General features: G+C 68.3%; 14 protein-coding genes. 7 read left to right on the forward strand and 7 right to left on the reverse strand.

All coding sequences use genetic code 11. The annotated features are described in order from the left end of the window. Positions 1-270: 270 nt before the first annotated feature. The 7 genes from AAF604_22195 to AAF604_22225 all read right to left on the reverse strand — a co-directional run bounded on the left by AAF604_22195 (position 271) and on the right by AAF604_22225 (position 9,796). A complete protein-coding gene (locus AAF604_22195) occupies positions 271-2,706 on the reverse strand; it encodes a hypothetical protein (protein ID MEM7052393.1) in 2,436 nt (811 codons plus the stop codon). Positions 2,707-2,811: 105 nt separating this feature from the next. Further along, a complete protein-coding gene (locus AAF604_22200) occupies positions 2,812-4,890 on the reverse strand; it encodes a sulfatase-like hydrolase/transferase (GenBank protein MEM7052394.1) in 2,079 nt (692 codons plus the stop codon). Between the two features lie 78 nt (positions 4,891-4,968). Next, positions 4,969-6,021, reverse strand: coding sequence for a PA0069 family radical SAM protein (locus AAF604_22205; protein MEM7052395.1), 1,053 nt, complete (start codon positions 6,019-6,021; stop codon positions 4,969-4,971). A 58-nt stretch (positions 6,022-6,079) separates the two neighbouring features. Then, positions 6,080-6,988, reverse strand: a complete 909-nt coding sequence (locus AAF604_22210) for a hypothetical protein (protein ID MEM7052396.1) — start codon at positions 6,986-6,988, stop codon at positions 6,080-6,082. 296 nt (positions 6,989-7,284) lie between these two features. Next, positions 7,285-8,121, reverse strand: coding sequence for a formate dehydrogenase accessory sulfurtransferase FdhD (fdhD, locus tag AAF604_22215; GenBank protein ID MEM7052397.1), 837 nt, complete (start codon positions 8,119-8,121; stop codon positions 7,285-7,287). 14 nt (positions 8,122-8,135) lie between these two features. Beyond that, on the reverse strand, positions 8,136-8,903 hold the full coding sequence (locus tag AAF604_22220; GenBank protein ID MEM7052398.1) for a TIGR00730 family Rossman fold protein: 768 nt from the start codon (positions 8,901-8,903) through the stop codon (positions 8,136-8,138). Positions 8,904-8,944: 41 nt separating this feature from the next. Further along, a complete protein-coding gene (locus AAF604_22225; protein MEM7052399.1) occupies positions 8,945-9,796 on the reverse strand; it encodes a DMT family transporter in 852 nt (283 codons plus the stop codon). 58 nt (positions 9,797-9,854) lie between these two features. Between AAF604_22225 and AAF604_22230 the strand changes: the two genes are divergently transcribed. From AAF604_22230 to AAF604_22260, 7 genes are read left to right on the forward strand one after another with little or no spacing between them, the layout of a single operon-like run. Further along, the gene (locus tag AAF604_22230; GenBank protein ID MEM7052400.1) at positions 9,855-10,628 is read left to right on the forward strand and encodes a creatininase family protein; all 774 of its coding nucleotides are present in this window, start codon (positions 9,855-9,857) and stop codon (positions 10,626-10,628) included. Then, positions 10,625-11,401 (forward strand): 3-hydroxybutyrate dehydrogenase, encoded by a 777-nt coding sequence (locus tag AAF604_22235; protein ID MEM7052401.1) that lies wholly within the window; start codon positions 10,625-10,627, stop codon positions 11,399-11,401. The genes AAF604_22230 and AAF604_22235 overlap by 4 nt, the downstream gene beginning before the upstream one ends. After that, a complete protein-coding gene (locus AAF604_22240; protein ID MEM7052402.1) occupies positions 11,398-11,805 on the forward strand; it encodes a RidA family protein in 408 nt (135 codons plus the stop codon). The genes AAF604_22235 and AAF604_22240 overlap by 4 nt, the downstream gene beginning before the upstream one ends. A gap of 31 nt (positions 11,806-11,836) precedes the next feature. Then, positions 11,837-12,688: an enoyl-CoA hydratase family protein gene (locus AAF604_22245; GenBank protein ID MEM7052403.1), complete on the forward strand. Its 852-nt coding sequence runs from the start codon at positions 11,837-11,839 to the stop codon at positions 12,686-12,688. After that, the gene (locus tag AAF604_22250; GenBank protein ID MEM7052404.1) at positions 12,685-13,863 is read left to right on the forward strand and encodes an acyl-CoA dehydrogenase family protein; all 1,179 of its coding nucleotides are present in this window, start codon (positions 12,685-12,687) and stop codon (positions 13,861-13,863) included. Before AAF604_22245 ends, AAF604_22250 begins: the two co-directional genes overlap by 4 nt. Positions 13,864-13,919: 56 nt before the next feature. Further along, positions 13,920-14,450, forward strand: coding sequence for a nucleotidyl transferase AbiEii/AbiGii toxin family protein (locus tag AAF604_22255; GenBank protein MEM7052405.1), 531 nt, complete (start codon positions 13,920-13,922; stop codon positions 14,448-14,450). 13 nt (positions 14,451-14,463) lie between these two features. Continuing rightward, entirely contained in the window at positions 14,464-14,640 is a 177-nt protein-coding gene (locus AAF604_22260; protein MEM7052406.1) for a hypothetical protein, read from the forward strand. The last annotated feature ends 212 nt before the right edge of the window (positions 14,641-14,852 follow it).

Genomic DNA, 14,852 nt, shown 5'->3' on the forward strand with positions numbered 1-14,852 from the left:
CGGATGCGGCCTGCGTTTGGTTCCTCGCGGCGCTCAAGCCCTAAAAGCTCGGCCGCAGGTGGCCAACGAGTTTTTCGCTGCCTGACTTTCCACGATCACGATAGCGACCGATCGTAATCATCGGCTTCTCCGGAATTGCCGGCCTTGGCGGGGACGAAAAGGGCCAGCCGAACCTCCTCTGCAGCCTCGACGCGGCCTTCCTGAAACGACCAAGGGCGGTCCCGAAGGACCGCCCTGAAATCGCTGGCGACGAGGTCGCGACCGATCGATCTACTGCACCGTCGCGTCCCAGCGCGTGGTGTCACCGCTCTCGAAGCCGTCGGTGAAGATCGAAGCATCGATGAACACCTGCTCGCAGTTCGACAACCTCGACATGCAGGCGTCGTCGGCCGGAGTTCCGGCCGTGCCGTGGGCCACCAGGCGGTAGGCATAGACCTGATCACCCTGGACATCGTCGTCGTTGAAGCTGGTGACTCCCGAACCGACGGTGGTCACCTGCTGATAGTCGATGTCACAGGAATCATGCGCCTTGAGCACCGTGTAGCCCTGGGCACCGGCCACCGCCGGCCAGCTCAGGTCCATGCTCTCGCCATCGCCGGCCACCGCCGCCGTCAGCACCGGCGCGGTCAGCGCCGTACAGGCAGAGCTGCTGGTGTTGGCGGCATCGCCCGCCGTCCCGCAGGCGATGTTGTGATCGTCGAAGGCCTCGAAGATGAAACCCGCGTTAGGCGTTCCGTTGGCCAGATTGCCGTCGTCGTCATCGGCCGCCAGCATGGCGTTGAACCAGGACGTCGCGGAGCAGCCGTCGGAGGCGAAGGTGGTTTCGTTGCAGTTGAAGGCGGCGGTGGCGATCTGCATGCCCAGCATCCAGTCACGCTCGGCCACGAACCAGGCCGTCGCCTCGTCGAGGGTCGGCACCATCTTGCGGGTCACCAGATCGAAAATCGCACCGGTGGCGACGTGCGACTCGCAGTGACCGGAGTTGCCACAGGGCCCGACCGTGAAGAAGCTGGACGGGCAGGTGTTGGCGAAGTTGGTGGTCGTGAAGGGCGCCGTCACCGGGCTGCCGCCGCCGTCGGTATGGGCGGCGTAATCCATGTCACGGATACCGGTGCAGGTGGTGCACGGGAAGCCGTAGCTCGGACAGGTCTGATCCCAGAAGCCGGCACCGTTGCAGGAATCGTGGAAGCCGAAGAGGGCGACGACATCGGCGTAAGCCTCTCCGGTACCGCCGTCGGCGACGCCCTGAGCGTCGTTCTGATCGAGACCGTGGCCGACCTCGTGCAGGAAGATGCCGCCGACCTCACCGGTGTTGAAGCAGTGCAGCGTCATGTAGAAGCCTTCCTGGAAGAAGCCGTTGAAGCCACCCGGCGGACTCCAGTATGCGTTGCATACGTTGTCGATGTTGACCCGCACCTCGTGGGCGCTGTCGACCCAAGCGTTGCCCGGCAACCACGACACCGCCTTCTCCTTGAAACGGGTGATGTGGTAGTACGACGACCGCGCCGAATGGGTGTTGTGCTCACCCCCGTTATTGCCGATGCCGTTGTTGGTGCAGTCGGCGTCGCCGTCCGGGTTCGGCGGTCCCTCACCGAAATCGAAGTTGCCATCGGGATCGCCAGCCAGCACCGGGGCTCCCGGCGTGCCGCACTGATCGCGCAGGGTCACCTTCGAGCCCTCGAGCGGGACCGTCGCCGGCGAAACGCCGTCGATCAGACCCTCGACGGTCGAGAAGTTGCCGCCGCCGATGTCCACCGACGGCATCGGACGGGTGACTTCGGGCTCGGTCCAGGTCTTGGGGTAGATCCCACCGCGGATCCAACCGTAGCGATTGATGTCGCCGAACTGCAGCACTTCACCGCTGGTGGCGTCGACCTGGATCAGCCAGGAGCCGACCACCCCACGACGCTGGGCGACCATCTCCCAAACCAGGCGATGGCGCTTGCTCTGCTGGCCGGCCACCAGATTGCTCTCGCCGGCACGTTCCGACAGATAGACCAGCTTGGGCCCGTCGACCAGCCGATCGCGCTGTCCCTGCCAGCCCATGTAGTCCTTGCCGAACTGCTCCGCCGAGGCCACGTCGAGGGCCGCCAGGGAGGCGTCTCCGGAACGCTCCGCGAAGAGATCCTCGCTCCCCCACATGAGCAGGTTGCCGTGACCGATCACCAGGCTCAAGCGCGAGCCGGCCACCAGCACGCCGTGCAGGTAGTGCTCGTAGGTGACGATCCAGAGGTCGTCGTTGATCTGCGTCACGTTGCGCTGCCGGATCTCGTTCCGAGGCACCCCGAGGAGGGCCACCTGCTGATCGACGAAGCGATCCGCCGCCGCCTGGATCAGAGCCTCGTCGACGACCTCGGCCTTGCGACCGAGAAGACCATCGAATTCCGCAAGCTTCAGGTCATTGCCCTTGCCCGGGACCAGCGCGACCGGCTGTCCCTTGACCAGCGCGGGACCGCCCGTCGCAACGTCGACGTAGAGCTCCCCCTGAGCTCCGAGGGTCGCGCGCAGGGCACCCCAGGCGCCGGGCAACGCCACCGCCGACGAGACCTCTTCGTAGGAACGCACCACGCGGCCGGCGTAGAGCGGCGAGTGGGACTTCTGCAAATTGTCCAGCTCGGTGACGTGGTGCCGCTCGACGGCGGCAAAGGAGGGAACTGTCAGGCCGCCGATCAGCAGCACCAGACATAGAAGTCGAGTCGTCTTCACGCGAACCTCCAAGGTGGAAAAACCTCTCTTCGGATTGGCCCCCAAAGGTTCATGGTACGTCGCCGCGGGGAGCGGATGCAAACCTCCCACGAGAATCCTGAAACTTCAGCGCGGTAGCTCGGCGAGAAGCTCGGAGAGCTCCGCCCGCTGCACCGGATCACGCTCCACGGCCAGGGCTCGTTCGAAGCTCTGCCGGGCCGCCCGCAGATCGTTGAGATCGTTGAGCTGAATGGCTCCCAAGGTCTTCCAGGGATCGGATCGGCCGGGGGTGCGCTCGGCCAGTCGCCGATAGAGGTCGGCGGCGCGCCGCGGCCGACGCAGGTGGTAGGCCGCCCGAGCGGCGTTCTCGAGGGCCTCGAGGTCGAGGGGATCAGCGGCCAAGGCGCGCTCGAAGTCCTCCGCCGCCCGCGCCACGTTGCCAGCCGTGGCGAGGCTCAGGCCGCGCTCCAGATACCAGCGTCCGTGATTGCCACCGGCAGCGAAGCCTGCTTCGAGGACGCCGAGAGCCGCCGCCGTGTCGCCCTTCTCGCGCAATAGCCGAGCCAGATTGGCGACCGCCTGGGGCACGCCCGGGTCCCGTTCCAAGGTGTCGCGATAGGCGACTTCGGCCTCGTCCCGCCGCCCCAGCCGCAGCAGGCAACCGGCGACGTTGGCCCGGGCAATGGTCGAGTCCGGGTGTACCGCCACCGCTTGCTCGAAGTAGGGCAGCGCCTCGGCGTACTTGCCTTGCCCCATCAGACAGATGCCGGCCATGTTGAGGGCCGGCAGGTTCTCGCGATTGCGCCGCAGGATGGCGCGCAACGGCTTCTGGGCCTCGGCGCAGTCGTCCTTCGCCACCAGCTCACCGAGGTCGTGGAGCTGGGCCGCGATATCGACCACCTCGTAGGGATCCGGCAAGCCGACGAGATCGTCCGCCTTGCCGGCGCCGGAAAGGTAGCCGAGGGCCGCCAGGGCCCGGCGGTCCTCGTCCGGGACGGTTCCTGCTTGCGGCAGGTCGTCGAGCTCCCCCCAGGCCTCGAGGCGCTGTCGGAAGTCCTGCTGCCAGCGCTCCAGATCGGAGCTCCGACGCGCCGCCAGATCGGTCTCCTCGGCCGGATCCCGACGCAGATCGAAGAGTCGCGCCGCGGGTGCGTCGACGAACAGCCAATCGCCGTCCGAAAGAGCGCGCAAGGGGTACCAGCGGTACGAGAACAAAGGCAGGAAGCTCTCGCTGTAGGAAACCAGCGGCGCGAAGTCGTCGCTGCGCCCATCGGCGAGCAGCGGCTTCAGGCTGACGCCGTCGAGGTCCGGAGGAACCGCCAGCCCCAGGAGATCGAGCAGAGTGGGCGCCAGATCGATGGTGCGCACCAGCTCGCGGACCCGCTTACCGACCGGCAAGTCCGGTCCGGCGAGCACGAAGGGCACCCGCCGCGCTCCCTGGTGCAGCATCACGCCGTGGGTCTTCTCGCCATGCTCGCCGAGCATCTCACCGTGGTCCCCGACCACCGCCACCAGGGTGCGCTCCGGCAAGGCCGCGAGCAGCCGGCCGAGCTGCTCGTCGACATAGGCGATCTCGGCGTCATAGTCCGGAAACTTGCCCCCTTGCCCCTCTCTCAGCCGCGCCGGCGGCCGGTAGTCGACGTGGGGGTCGTAGTAGTGCACCCAGAGAAAGGATGGCCCCTCGAGGTCCTCGAGGATCGCCAGGGCGGCATCGGTGACCTCCCGAGCGTCCCGTTCCTCGGCCGCCAGCCCACGTCGCCGGGCGACCAGCTCTTCATCCCACCGGCGAACTCCCTGGGCGAGACCGTAGCGTTTCGCCAGCACCACCGAGGACACCGCGGCTCCGGTGTCGTAACCGGCCTTCGCAAGCCACTCCGGAAGGGTGTCGAAGGACTCCTCGAGGACGAAGGTGCCGTTGTCGCGCACGCCGTGGCGCGGCGGCTCGAGGCCGGTGAGGATCGAGGCATGGCTGGGAAGGGTGATCGGCGCCGCCGTATCGCAGCGCTCGAACAGCACGCCGCGCCCGGCCAGGGTGTCGAAGTTCGGCGTCCGCGCGGGTTGGTAGCCGTAGGCCCCGAGATGATCGGCACGCAGCGTGTCGAGGGTCACCAGCACCAGGTTGAGCGGTCCGGAATCCGCTGCCGGCGTCGCCCCGGCAGAGCCGAAAGGCACCAGGAGCGTGACAATCAAGAGGAGATGTTTCATGGCGCGAGTCCTCGGCCCCGACGAGTCGAACCTGCGGGCAGAGGAATCATTCCACAGGTCGGCGCCCGAGCGACCACCCTACAGATCGAACAGGGTCCGCTGACGCCCGGGCGGCCGGCGGAAGGCGGCGGTCGAGAGCTCGACGCCGCGGCGGTCGAGGCCGAGGCGCCGGCGGTGACCGTGGAAGAGGTCGCGGATCTGCTCCGCAAAGGCGCCCTGGCCGCGGAAGCGGTGGCCGAAGCGCGGGTCGTTGAGGCGCCCGTCGCGCATCGAGCGCAGGCGGTTCAGGACCTTGTCCTTGCGCTCCGGATAGTGGCGCTCGAGCCAATCCTCGAAGAGCTCGCCGACGGCCCCCGGAAGGCGCAGAATCAAATAGCCGGCAAAGCCGGCTCCGGCCTCCGAGGCGGCGGCGAGGAGGGTCGGGATCTCGTGATCGGTGAGGCCAGGAACGATCGGCGACATCAGGACACCGCAGGGCACGCCGGCGTCGGACAGCCGGCGCAGCGCCTCCAGCCGGCGCCGCGGATGGGAAGCGCGCGGCTCGAGGCGCGCCGCCAGCTCACCATCGAGGGTGGTGATCGAGAGGCAAACCGCCGCCGCCCGGTAGCGAGCCAACTGGGTCAGGAGGTCGAGATCACGCAGCACCCGGGCACTCTTGGTCACCACCACCACCGGATGGCGCGCCTCGGCCAGGACCTCGAGACATCCGCGGGTGATCCGCAGGCGCTCCTCGGCGGGCTGATAGGGATCGGTGACGCCACTGAGGGCCAGCGTCTGGGGTCGCCAGCGCGGGGCTGACAGCTCGCGGCGGAGGAGCTCCGCAGCGTTCTCCTTGACCAGGATCTTGGACTCGAAGTCGAGGCCCGGCGAGAAGCCGAGGTACTCGTGAGTCGGGCGCGCGTAGCAGTAGCTGCAGCCATGCTCGCAGCCGCGGTAGGGATTGATCGATGCGTCGAAGGGGATGTCCGGACTGTCGTTGCGGGCGATGATCGAGCGACTGCTGTCGCGGCGCAGCTCGGTGATCACCCGCTCCGGCGGCGGCTGGTCCGAGACCACCCGCAGGCGCTCGAAGCGCCCGACGGGATTGACGCCGGCGCCCCGACCGCGGACATTCGCTGACTTACGCTCCATTTACGCCATCATAACGGCACCCTCGACCCGAGCCAAGGAAAGCGCTCCCGAACCAACCTCAGGGCGCGGTACGGAACGTGAAGCTGGCCTCGCCGAAGAGCGGGTTGCCGGCTCTGTCGGCGATGCCGGAGGGCTCGAGGAAGGCCTCGACCGCGGCATCCCGCGGCAGGTCCTCCAGCGGTTCCCAGGTCACCCACCAAGTCTCGGAGTCGTAGAAGGTCTCACCCTCCCAAGGCACCCCGTCGACGGTCACCTGGACAGCGGCGAGATCGACCATCGTCAAGGGCTCCGACAGGGCGAACACCAGACGCGGGCGCCGGGTCTCGACCTGCGAGTCCGCTTCCGGAAAGTGGGAGGTCACCACCGGCGCCAGGTCCGGCCCGCGGGGCGCTCCCCCTTCCCAGGTCGCCCACAGGGCGAGATCGAGGGTGATGTGGAAGGCCGCCTCGACCAGGGCCGGCGGCGGGGGCGGCGGCAGCGGCAGATCGTGATCGTCGAGCCACTCGTGGAGCAGAATGCCCGCCACCACCGCCGTCACCACGCCGGCGGCGATCAAGCCCCGCGGCACGTGCTCGACGGTGGCCTCGACCTGCGTCACCTCGCCCCGGCGAACCTTGAAGATCTTGCCCGCATCCTCGAGGTCGACGGAGTAGCCGGCCTCGTCCAGCCTCGAAGGCAAACGCAGGCGATAGCGACCGGGAGGCAGCTCGGTGATCGACCACGCCGGCGACAGGGCGCGGAAGATCGGCTCCCAGCCGCCCTGGTGATCGCGTTCGAGCACCGCTTCGATATGCCGCGGGCCGAGGATGCCGGCCCGGCGATCGTCATCGTCGGCGAAGATTCGCACCTCGAGACCTCCGAGGTGGTTGCCGGAGGCCACCGTGCCGGTGGCTCGCACCGAGAGGCAGCCGGACAGGCAGAGGAACAAACAAAAAAGCGCCAACAGGCGACGGCAAGGGATCTTCATAGCGGTTTCTCTCACAGGCTCATGGAACGTTCTCACTCCGAATAGATGAGCAAGACCGGTGCCAGCCGCGGCCAGCGGCGACTCCCGCCTGCGACTACGAAAAACCACACGGCGAGAGGACAGAACGTCCGTTTTATCGGACGGTCTCGGCAACCTGAAGAATGGGAAGAGGGAGATAAAAAAGGCCGGAGGCAGAGCCATCTTCGGACGGTTGCCTCCAGGCTGCACACAGGGATTCCAGCTCCGAGACGCTCTCGAGCGCCTCATCCCCACTGGCGTTTGGAGGCCGAGGATCGTTACGCCGGCAAACGGGCGGCACCGGCGTAGACGTTGAATCGTCCGGCGCGCAGGAAGCCGATCAAGGTGATCTGGAACTGCCGCGCGATATCCACCGCCAGGCTGCTCGGGGCCGACACCGACGCCACCACCGGGACTTCGGCGACGAGGCACTTCTGCAGGATCTCGAAGCTCGAGCGGCCAGAGACCAGCACCGCACCGTCGGACAGCGGCAGGCGGTCTTCGAGCAGGGCCCAACCGACCAGCTTGTCGAGGGCGTTGTGGCGACCGACGTCTTCGCGCACCGCCACCAACTCTCCGGAGGCCGAGAACAGGGCCGCGGCGTGCAAGCCGCCGGTCGAGTCGAAGACACCCTGGGCGCCGCGCAGGGTGTCGGGCAGGGAGCGCACCACGTCGGAGGCGATCGCGAAACCCAACGGCAGTGGCCGGGCACCCCGCAGCGTCAAGGTCTCGAGCCCCGCCTTGCCGCAGACGCCGCAAGAGCTGGTGGCGAAAAAGTGTCGCTCGAGGGGCGCCAGGTCCGGCAGCTCGTCACCGACGAGCTCGACCCGCACGACGTTCGAGCACCCCGGCCGCACCGCGCCGACGCTTTCGATGGCGGCCACCTGCCCGCGATCGGAGATCACTCCCTCGGCGAAGAGGAATCCCACCGCCAGCTCGTGATCGTTGCCCGGCGTCCTCATGGTGACGGCGACGGTACGCTCCTCGCCACCGGCGGCGAGATGGATCTCGAGGGGCTCCTCGGTAGCGAGGAAGTCCTGGGCGGCGCGGCGCGCCTCACCCTCGACCCGTTCGATGGTGGCGGGAGTCTGCGAGCGCAGCGGAATCTCGTTCATGGCGTCGCCCTCGCTCACGAAGCGGCCTCACCTTCGACCGCCCCGTCCGCCGGCAACGGGTCGTGCTCCCCCAGCAGCCAGCTCGGCCGGCGCCGGCGACGCCAGTCCGGGCCGAGCCGTTGCTCGGTGAGGGCCGCCACCCGGGCGACGGCCTCGTCGACATCGTCGCTGACGATCAGGCGCTCGTAGTCTTCCAAGCTGATGGTGCCGCCGCCCACCATGTCCGAAGCGATGAAGTCGAGCAGCGACTGCCAGTAGTCGGTCCCCATCACCACCAGGGGAAAGTCGTGGATCTTGGCGGTCTGGATCAGGGTCGCCGTCTCGAACAGCTCATCGAGGGTGCCGAAGCCGCCCGGCAGCACGAAGAAGGCGTGGGAGTACTTCACCAGCATCACCTTGCGGACGAAAAAGTAGTGAAAGCTGACGGCGGAATCGAGGTAGGGATTGAGGCCCTTCTCCATCGGCAGGTCGATGCCGCAGCCGACGGAGCGACCGCCAGCCTCCTGGGCGCCGCGGTTGGCCGCCTCCATCACCCCCGGGCCGGCACCGGTCATCACCGTGAAGCCGGCCTGCGCCAAGGTCTGACCGACCTGCCGCGCCAGCTCGTAATGGGGATGGCCTTCGCGAAAGCGGGCCGAGCCGAAGACGGTGACGCAAGGCCCCAGAAAGTGAAAATGCCGAAAGCCGCGAATGAACTCGCGGAAGATGCGCCACGCCCGCCCCAGCTCCTCGCGACGAGCCAGCGGGCCGGAAAGAAAGCGTGATCCACTGCGCCGATCCATGGCTACAGTCTACCGCCTCGCGGCACACCATGGCGCCGGCCTCAACTGGCGGCGCGGCGAACGTCGAGCCAGGTCTTGACGAGGGTCGCGACCACGATCACCGTCCCGCCCACCAACGAGCCGGCGGCGGGCACCTCGCCATGCAGCATCCAGGCCCACAGCGGGCTGAGCACCGGCTCGACGAGCAACAGCAGCGAAGCTTCGAGGGCCGGCACGTGGCGCATGCTCGAGCTCAGCAGCACATAGGCGACGCCGATCTGAAAGATCCCCAGATAGAGCACCGTCCACCAGTCTCCGGCGGTCGCCCCGGTCACCGCGCTGCCGAGGAAGGGCAGGCAAAAGAGAAAGGCGAACAGATTGCCCTGGAAAGCCGCCTGGCCGGCGAGGTTGCGGCGCCGACCGAGGGCTCGCATGCCGACCACGGTGATCGCCCAGGTGACCCCGGCGGCGGCCCCCAGCAGATTGCCGAGCGGCGGATTCGGTGCCGTCACCATCGCTCCTTCGTCGCCGACGAAAAACAGTCCCATGCCCAGCGCCAAGGCCAGCATGTAGACCAGGTCGCGCCGGTGGACACGCTCGTCGAGCAGCCAAGGGCCGAGGAGCAGGATGTAGAGCGGTGCCGTCGACTGCAGGAAGATGGTGTTGGCGGCGGTGGTCAGCTTGTTGGCGAGGACGAACAGGATCATGGTGGCGGCATAGCTGATGCCGATCGCCACCGAGGCCCAGGACCAACGCCGGCGCGCCGCCGGCAGGGCAAACAGCAGCACCAGGGCGGCGATTCCACTGCGCAGACCGGCCACCTGCCAGCCGCTGAGGGTGATCGCTTTGACCGCCGCACCGCCGGTCGAAAACAGCGCCGCGGCAACCAGCAGCTTGGCCCGGGAAGCGAACATGACGGGGAGTCTACTGCGGCCGCTGAGGGGGCGATCGTCGTGCTAACCTGCCGGCCTCATGAGCCAGCCCCCGCAGCTCTGGGCCGAAAGCAATTGGAGGGCGGTCGACGCCGCCGATCGCAAGCGCTTGGCGGCCCTTCTTCCGGTCGGCGCCATCGAGGCCCACGGTCCTCACTTGCCCCTCGAGACGGATGGTCTGATCGCCGCCGCGATGGTGCGGGACGGGGCCCGGCGGCTGGTTGCCGGAAACGCCTGGCAACCCTGGATCCTGCCCCCCATCGACTACAGCGCGGCACCCTTCGCGGCCGCCTTTCCGGGCACCATCTCGGTGCGGCCGGCAACGGTCACGGCGCTGCTGATCGATATCGGCGAGTCGTTGGCGGCTCAAGGGGTCGGCCTCCTGGCCATCGCCAGCGCCCACTTCGATCCCGCCAATCTGGGGGCGATCGAGCAGGCCGTGGAGCATCTGAAGCAGAGCACCCCCCTGGCGGTGGTGTTTCCCAACCTCACCCGCAAGCCTTGGGCGCTGCGCCTGACGGACGAGTTCAAGAGCGGTGCTTGCCACGCCGGCCAATATGAGAGCTCGGTGGTGATGGCGGTACGCCCGGAGCTGGTCGACGACCACCGGCGCCGCTCCCTGGAGCCCAACTGGCGATCCCTGTCCGAGGCCATCCACCAGGGTCTCGACAGCTTCGCCGCCGCCGGCGGCGCGCAGGCCTACTTCGGCGATCCCGCCGCCGCCACCACCGACGAGGGGCACAGCACCATCGCCGTGCTCGGAGAAATCTTGGAGGAAGCCATCATGGAGCAGTCCCTGGAGCCATCGCCATGAGCTTGGCCGGCAAGGTCGCCGTGGTCACCGGAGCGGGCCGCGGCATCGGCACCGAAGTCGCCAAGGCGCTCGCCGCCGCCGGCGCCGCCGTCGTGGTCAGCGCCCGCACCGTCACCGAGATCGAAGCGGTCGCAGAGGCCATTCGCCAGGCCGGCGGCAAGGCCATCGCCGTACCCTGCGACGTCGCCGATCCAGCCCAGATCGAGGCCCTCGCGGAAGCCGCCCGCGACCAGCTCGGACCGGTCGACATCCTGGTCAACAACGCCGGCTATGCGGTATCGACGCCGCTCAAGGCGATTCGCCTCGCAGACTGGAGCCATCTCTTCGCGGTCAACGTCACCGGGACTTTCCTCTGCACTCAAGCCTTCCTGCCGGAGATGCTCGCCCGCGGCTGGGGCCGGGTGATCAACATGGCCTCGGTGGCCGGCAAGGTCGGTGCCGCTTACATCAGCGCCTACGCCGCCACCAAGCACGCGGTGGTTGGCTTCACCCGCTCCCTCGCCGCCGAGGTGGCGACCCAGGGAGTGACCGTCAACGCCGTCTGCCCGGGTTATGTCGACACGCCGCTGGTGGACGGCGCCATCGCCCACATCGTCGCCAAGACCGGCATCACCGCCGAAGAAGCGCGCCGCCACATGGAGAGCACCAGCCCACAGCAGCGCATGATGGAGCCCGAGGAGGTCGCCTTCCTCACCGTCACCCTGTGTGATCCACGGGCCAAGGGCATCAACGGTCAGACCCTGGTCATCGACGGCGGCGGGGTGCAGGCATGAGCCTCCTCGAAGCCCTCAATCCCGAGCGCCTGGGCGCGCCGCGGGGCTACTCCAACGGCATCCTGGCGCCGGCCGGCGGCCGGCTGCTGTTCGTCGCCGGACAGATCGCCTGGGACGACCATCAGAGGCTGGTCTCGACGGAGTTCACGCAGCAGTTCGATCAGGCCCTCGGCAACGTCTTGGCGGTGGTCGAGGAAGCCGGCGGCCAAGCCGAGCACATCGCCCGCCTGACCCTTTACGTCACCGACAAGGCGGACTACCTGGCGGCCCTGGGAGCGATCGGCGAATCCTATCGACGCCATATGGGTCGCCACTACCCCGCCATGAGCCTGGTGCAGGTCGCCGACCTCCTGGAAGAGGGCGCCCAGGTCGAGATCGAAGCCACCGCCGTGCTGCCGGCCTGAACGCCATCTCGCGCCGGCCAAGGGAGACGCCATGACCATCGCTGCCAAGTCCTTCCTCTACGACCTCGACCCGGCCACCGGCGTCGCCACCATCACGCTCAATCGTCCGCAGCGCCTCAACGCCCTCACCTTCGAGGTCTACCGCGAGCTGACGGACACCTTCCAGGCCCTCGACACGGAGCCCGGAGTTCGCTCCATCCTGCTCACCGGTGCCGGCCACGCCTTTTGTTCCGGCGGTGACGTCGAGGACATCATCGGTGCCCTCTTCGAGCTCGACTATCGCGGCCTGCTCGACTTCACCCGCAACACCGGCGACCTGATTCTCGCCATGCTGCGCTGCCGGCGGCCGATTGTCGGTGCCCTCAACGGCACCGTCGCCGGAGCCGGGGCGGTGATCGCCAGCGCCTGCGACGTGCGCGTCGCGTCGGAGCGCGCCAAGATCGCCTTCCTGTTCACCAAGGTGGGACTCTCCGGTGCCGACATGGGGGCCTCCTGGTTGCTGCCCCGCCACGTCGGCCTAGGTCGCGCCATGGAGTTGCTGATGACGGGCGACTTCATCGATGCCCGGGAAGCCCATCGGATCGGTCTCTACAACCGGGTGACCGGCGACGAAGAGCTCGCCGGCGAAGCCCACCAGTGGGCCGAGCGGCTCGCCGCCGGCCCGGCCTTCGGCCTCGAGGTGACCAAGAAAATGGTCCTGCGAGAGGCCGCCCTCGACCTCGAAACGGCACTTTCCATGGAGGTCGAGATCCAGGCCGCCTGCATGGAAGATCCCAACTTCCGCGCCGCCTACGAGGCCTTCCGCGACCGCCGGCCGGTGCAGTTCGACCGCCCGGCGACGGCAGCCGACCAAGAGGACGCCGGCGACGAGGAAACCTCTTGATCGACTGCCAGCCGATCGCCCCGTTTCTGGCCTCGAGTCACCGCCAGCTAGCTCCCGAGATCGACCGCTTCGCCGGCTCCGAGATCGCTCCCCTGCCGCACCCGCAAGACGATGACGCCGGTCGGGCCCAGGGGCGCGAGATCCTGCGGCGCCTCGGGGCCGGCGGCTGGAGTGCCTGGACCGTACCCGCCGCCTGGGGTGGACGCGCCGACAGCTTCGACCTACGGGCCTGCTGCTTGATCCGCGAGGCCCTCGGCGCCGCCTCTTCCCTCGCCGACTCGATCTTCGCTCTCCAGGGACTGGGCTCGCTGCCGATCACCCTCGCCGGGGCCGACGCGGTGCAGCGCCGCTGGCTCCCGGCGGTCGCCGCCGGCGAGGCGATGGCCGGCTTCGCCCTCACCGAGCCGGAGGCCGGCTCCGACCCCGCCGGCATGGCGACCCGCGCCGTGCGCGAAGGCGATGGCTGGCGCCTCGACGGTCACAAGGTCTACATCTCGAATGCCGGCCTGGCCGACTTCTACACCCTCTTCGCCAGCACCGACCCGGCGGCCGGTCATCGCGGCATCAGCGCCTTCGTGCTACCCGCCGACACCCCGGGGCTGACCTTCCGGGCCCAGCGACTGAGCGCGCCCCACCCCCTCGGTGAGCTCTTCCTGGACGGTTGCCGGCTGCCCGCGGACAGCCTCCTGGGAGAAGTCGGGGGCGGCTTCAAGCTCGCCCTCAAGACCCTCGACCGCCTGCGGCCGACGGTCGCGGCAGCGGCCTGCGGCATGGCCCGGCGGGCCCTCGACGAGGCTCTCGCCCACGCCACCTCCCGGCAGCAGTTCGGTCAGCCTCTGGCGAGCTTTCAGCTCACCCAGCAGAAGATCGCCCGCATGGCTACCGACCTCACCGCTGCCCGCCTGCTCACCTATCGCGCCGCCGCCAAGGCCGACGACGGCGCCGAGCGCATCACCCTCGAAGCGGCGATGGCCAAATCCTTCGCCACCGAGGCGGCGCAGCGCATCGTCGACGACGCGGTGCAGATCCTCGGCGGCCGCGGCGTCGTCGACGACCACCCCGTCGACCTCCTCTACCGCGCCGTCCGCGCCCTGCGCATCTACGAGGGCACCACCGAGATCCAGCACCTGGTGATCGCCAAACACGTCCTGGCGGCCTTCGGCGACGCGGAGTAGTCCTCGCAACCCCATCGGCCGAGAGCTTGCTCGGCAGTTGATAGTCTGATCAGAAGATGGATTTGCAGGCCACCCTGAACCTGATCGAACCGGAGCTCCAACGGACGTCGTCCCGCTGGGCCCTGATCGGTGGTCAGGCCCTCGCCTTTCTCGGCATTCCACGATCAACCCTCGACACCGACTTCGTGGTCGATGCCACCGCCCAAGAGTCCCTCGTGAAGTTCCTCGAGAGCCGGGGCTACGAGACCCTTCATCGCTCGGCCGGCTATTCCAACCATCTCCATCACGAGCCGCGACTCGGGCGAGTCGACTTCGTTTACGTCGCAGGCGAGACGGCCGATGCGATCTTCGGGTCGTGCCAGCAGGTGACCGGACCCACGGGTTTCTCACTGCCGATTCCGAAGCCGGAGCACCTCATCGCCATGAAGCTGCACGCCGTGAGCAACGACACAACCCGGCGCCACCAGGACCTCGCCGACATCCAGTCGCTGCTGAGCCTCCCCGGTGTCGACCGCCAAGAAGTCCGCAGCGCCTTCGAAAAGCGCGGCCTCGGAAAGGAGCTCGATGCCCTCGAAGCCAACCTCTGACGAAGCTCACGAGATGTTCAGCGAGATCCCCACCACCGCCGAAGACATCGCCGCCCTGCGCGCGGTCAAGAAGCTGCCGACCAACCTGGAGCCTTGGGAGGCCTCCAAGCTGCTCTACGACGCCCTGCCGGAGGCCGCCAAGAAGGCGCCCAAGAAGACCTTCGCCGGCTGGGAGCCCTTCGAGCTCTAGCAGACTGCTGAAAAGTCCGCTTCGCGACTTCTTCAGCGCCTGCTAGCTGTTTGTTCCGAGAGGGGCTACACGCCCCTGACTGCGCGTCCCGCTCCGGCCCAAGAAGCGCGGTTCTTGGGCCTCCTCTCCCGTCGCGGCGGCGGCGCCGCCCCCCCGCCGGGGGGGCCCCGCCCAACCCGGCCCCGCACCAGGTGTGCGATGAGTTTTTCAGC

The sequence above is a fragment of the Acidobacteriota bacterium genome, from assembly GCA_039028635.1.
GTDB lineage: Bacteria > Acidobacteriota > Thermoanaerobaculia > Multivoradales > JBCCEF01 > JBCCEF01.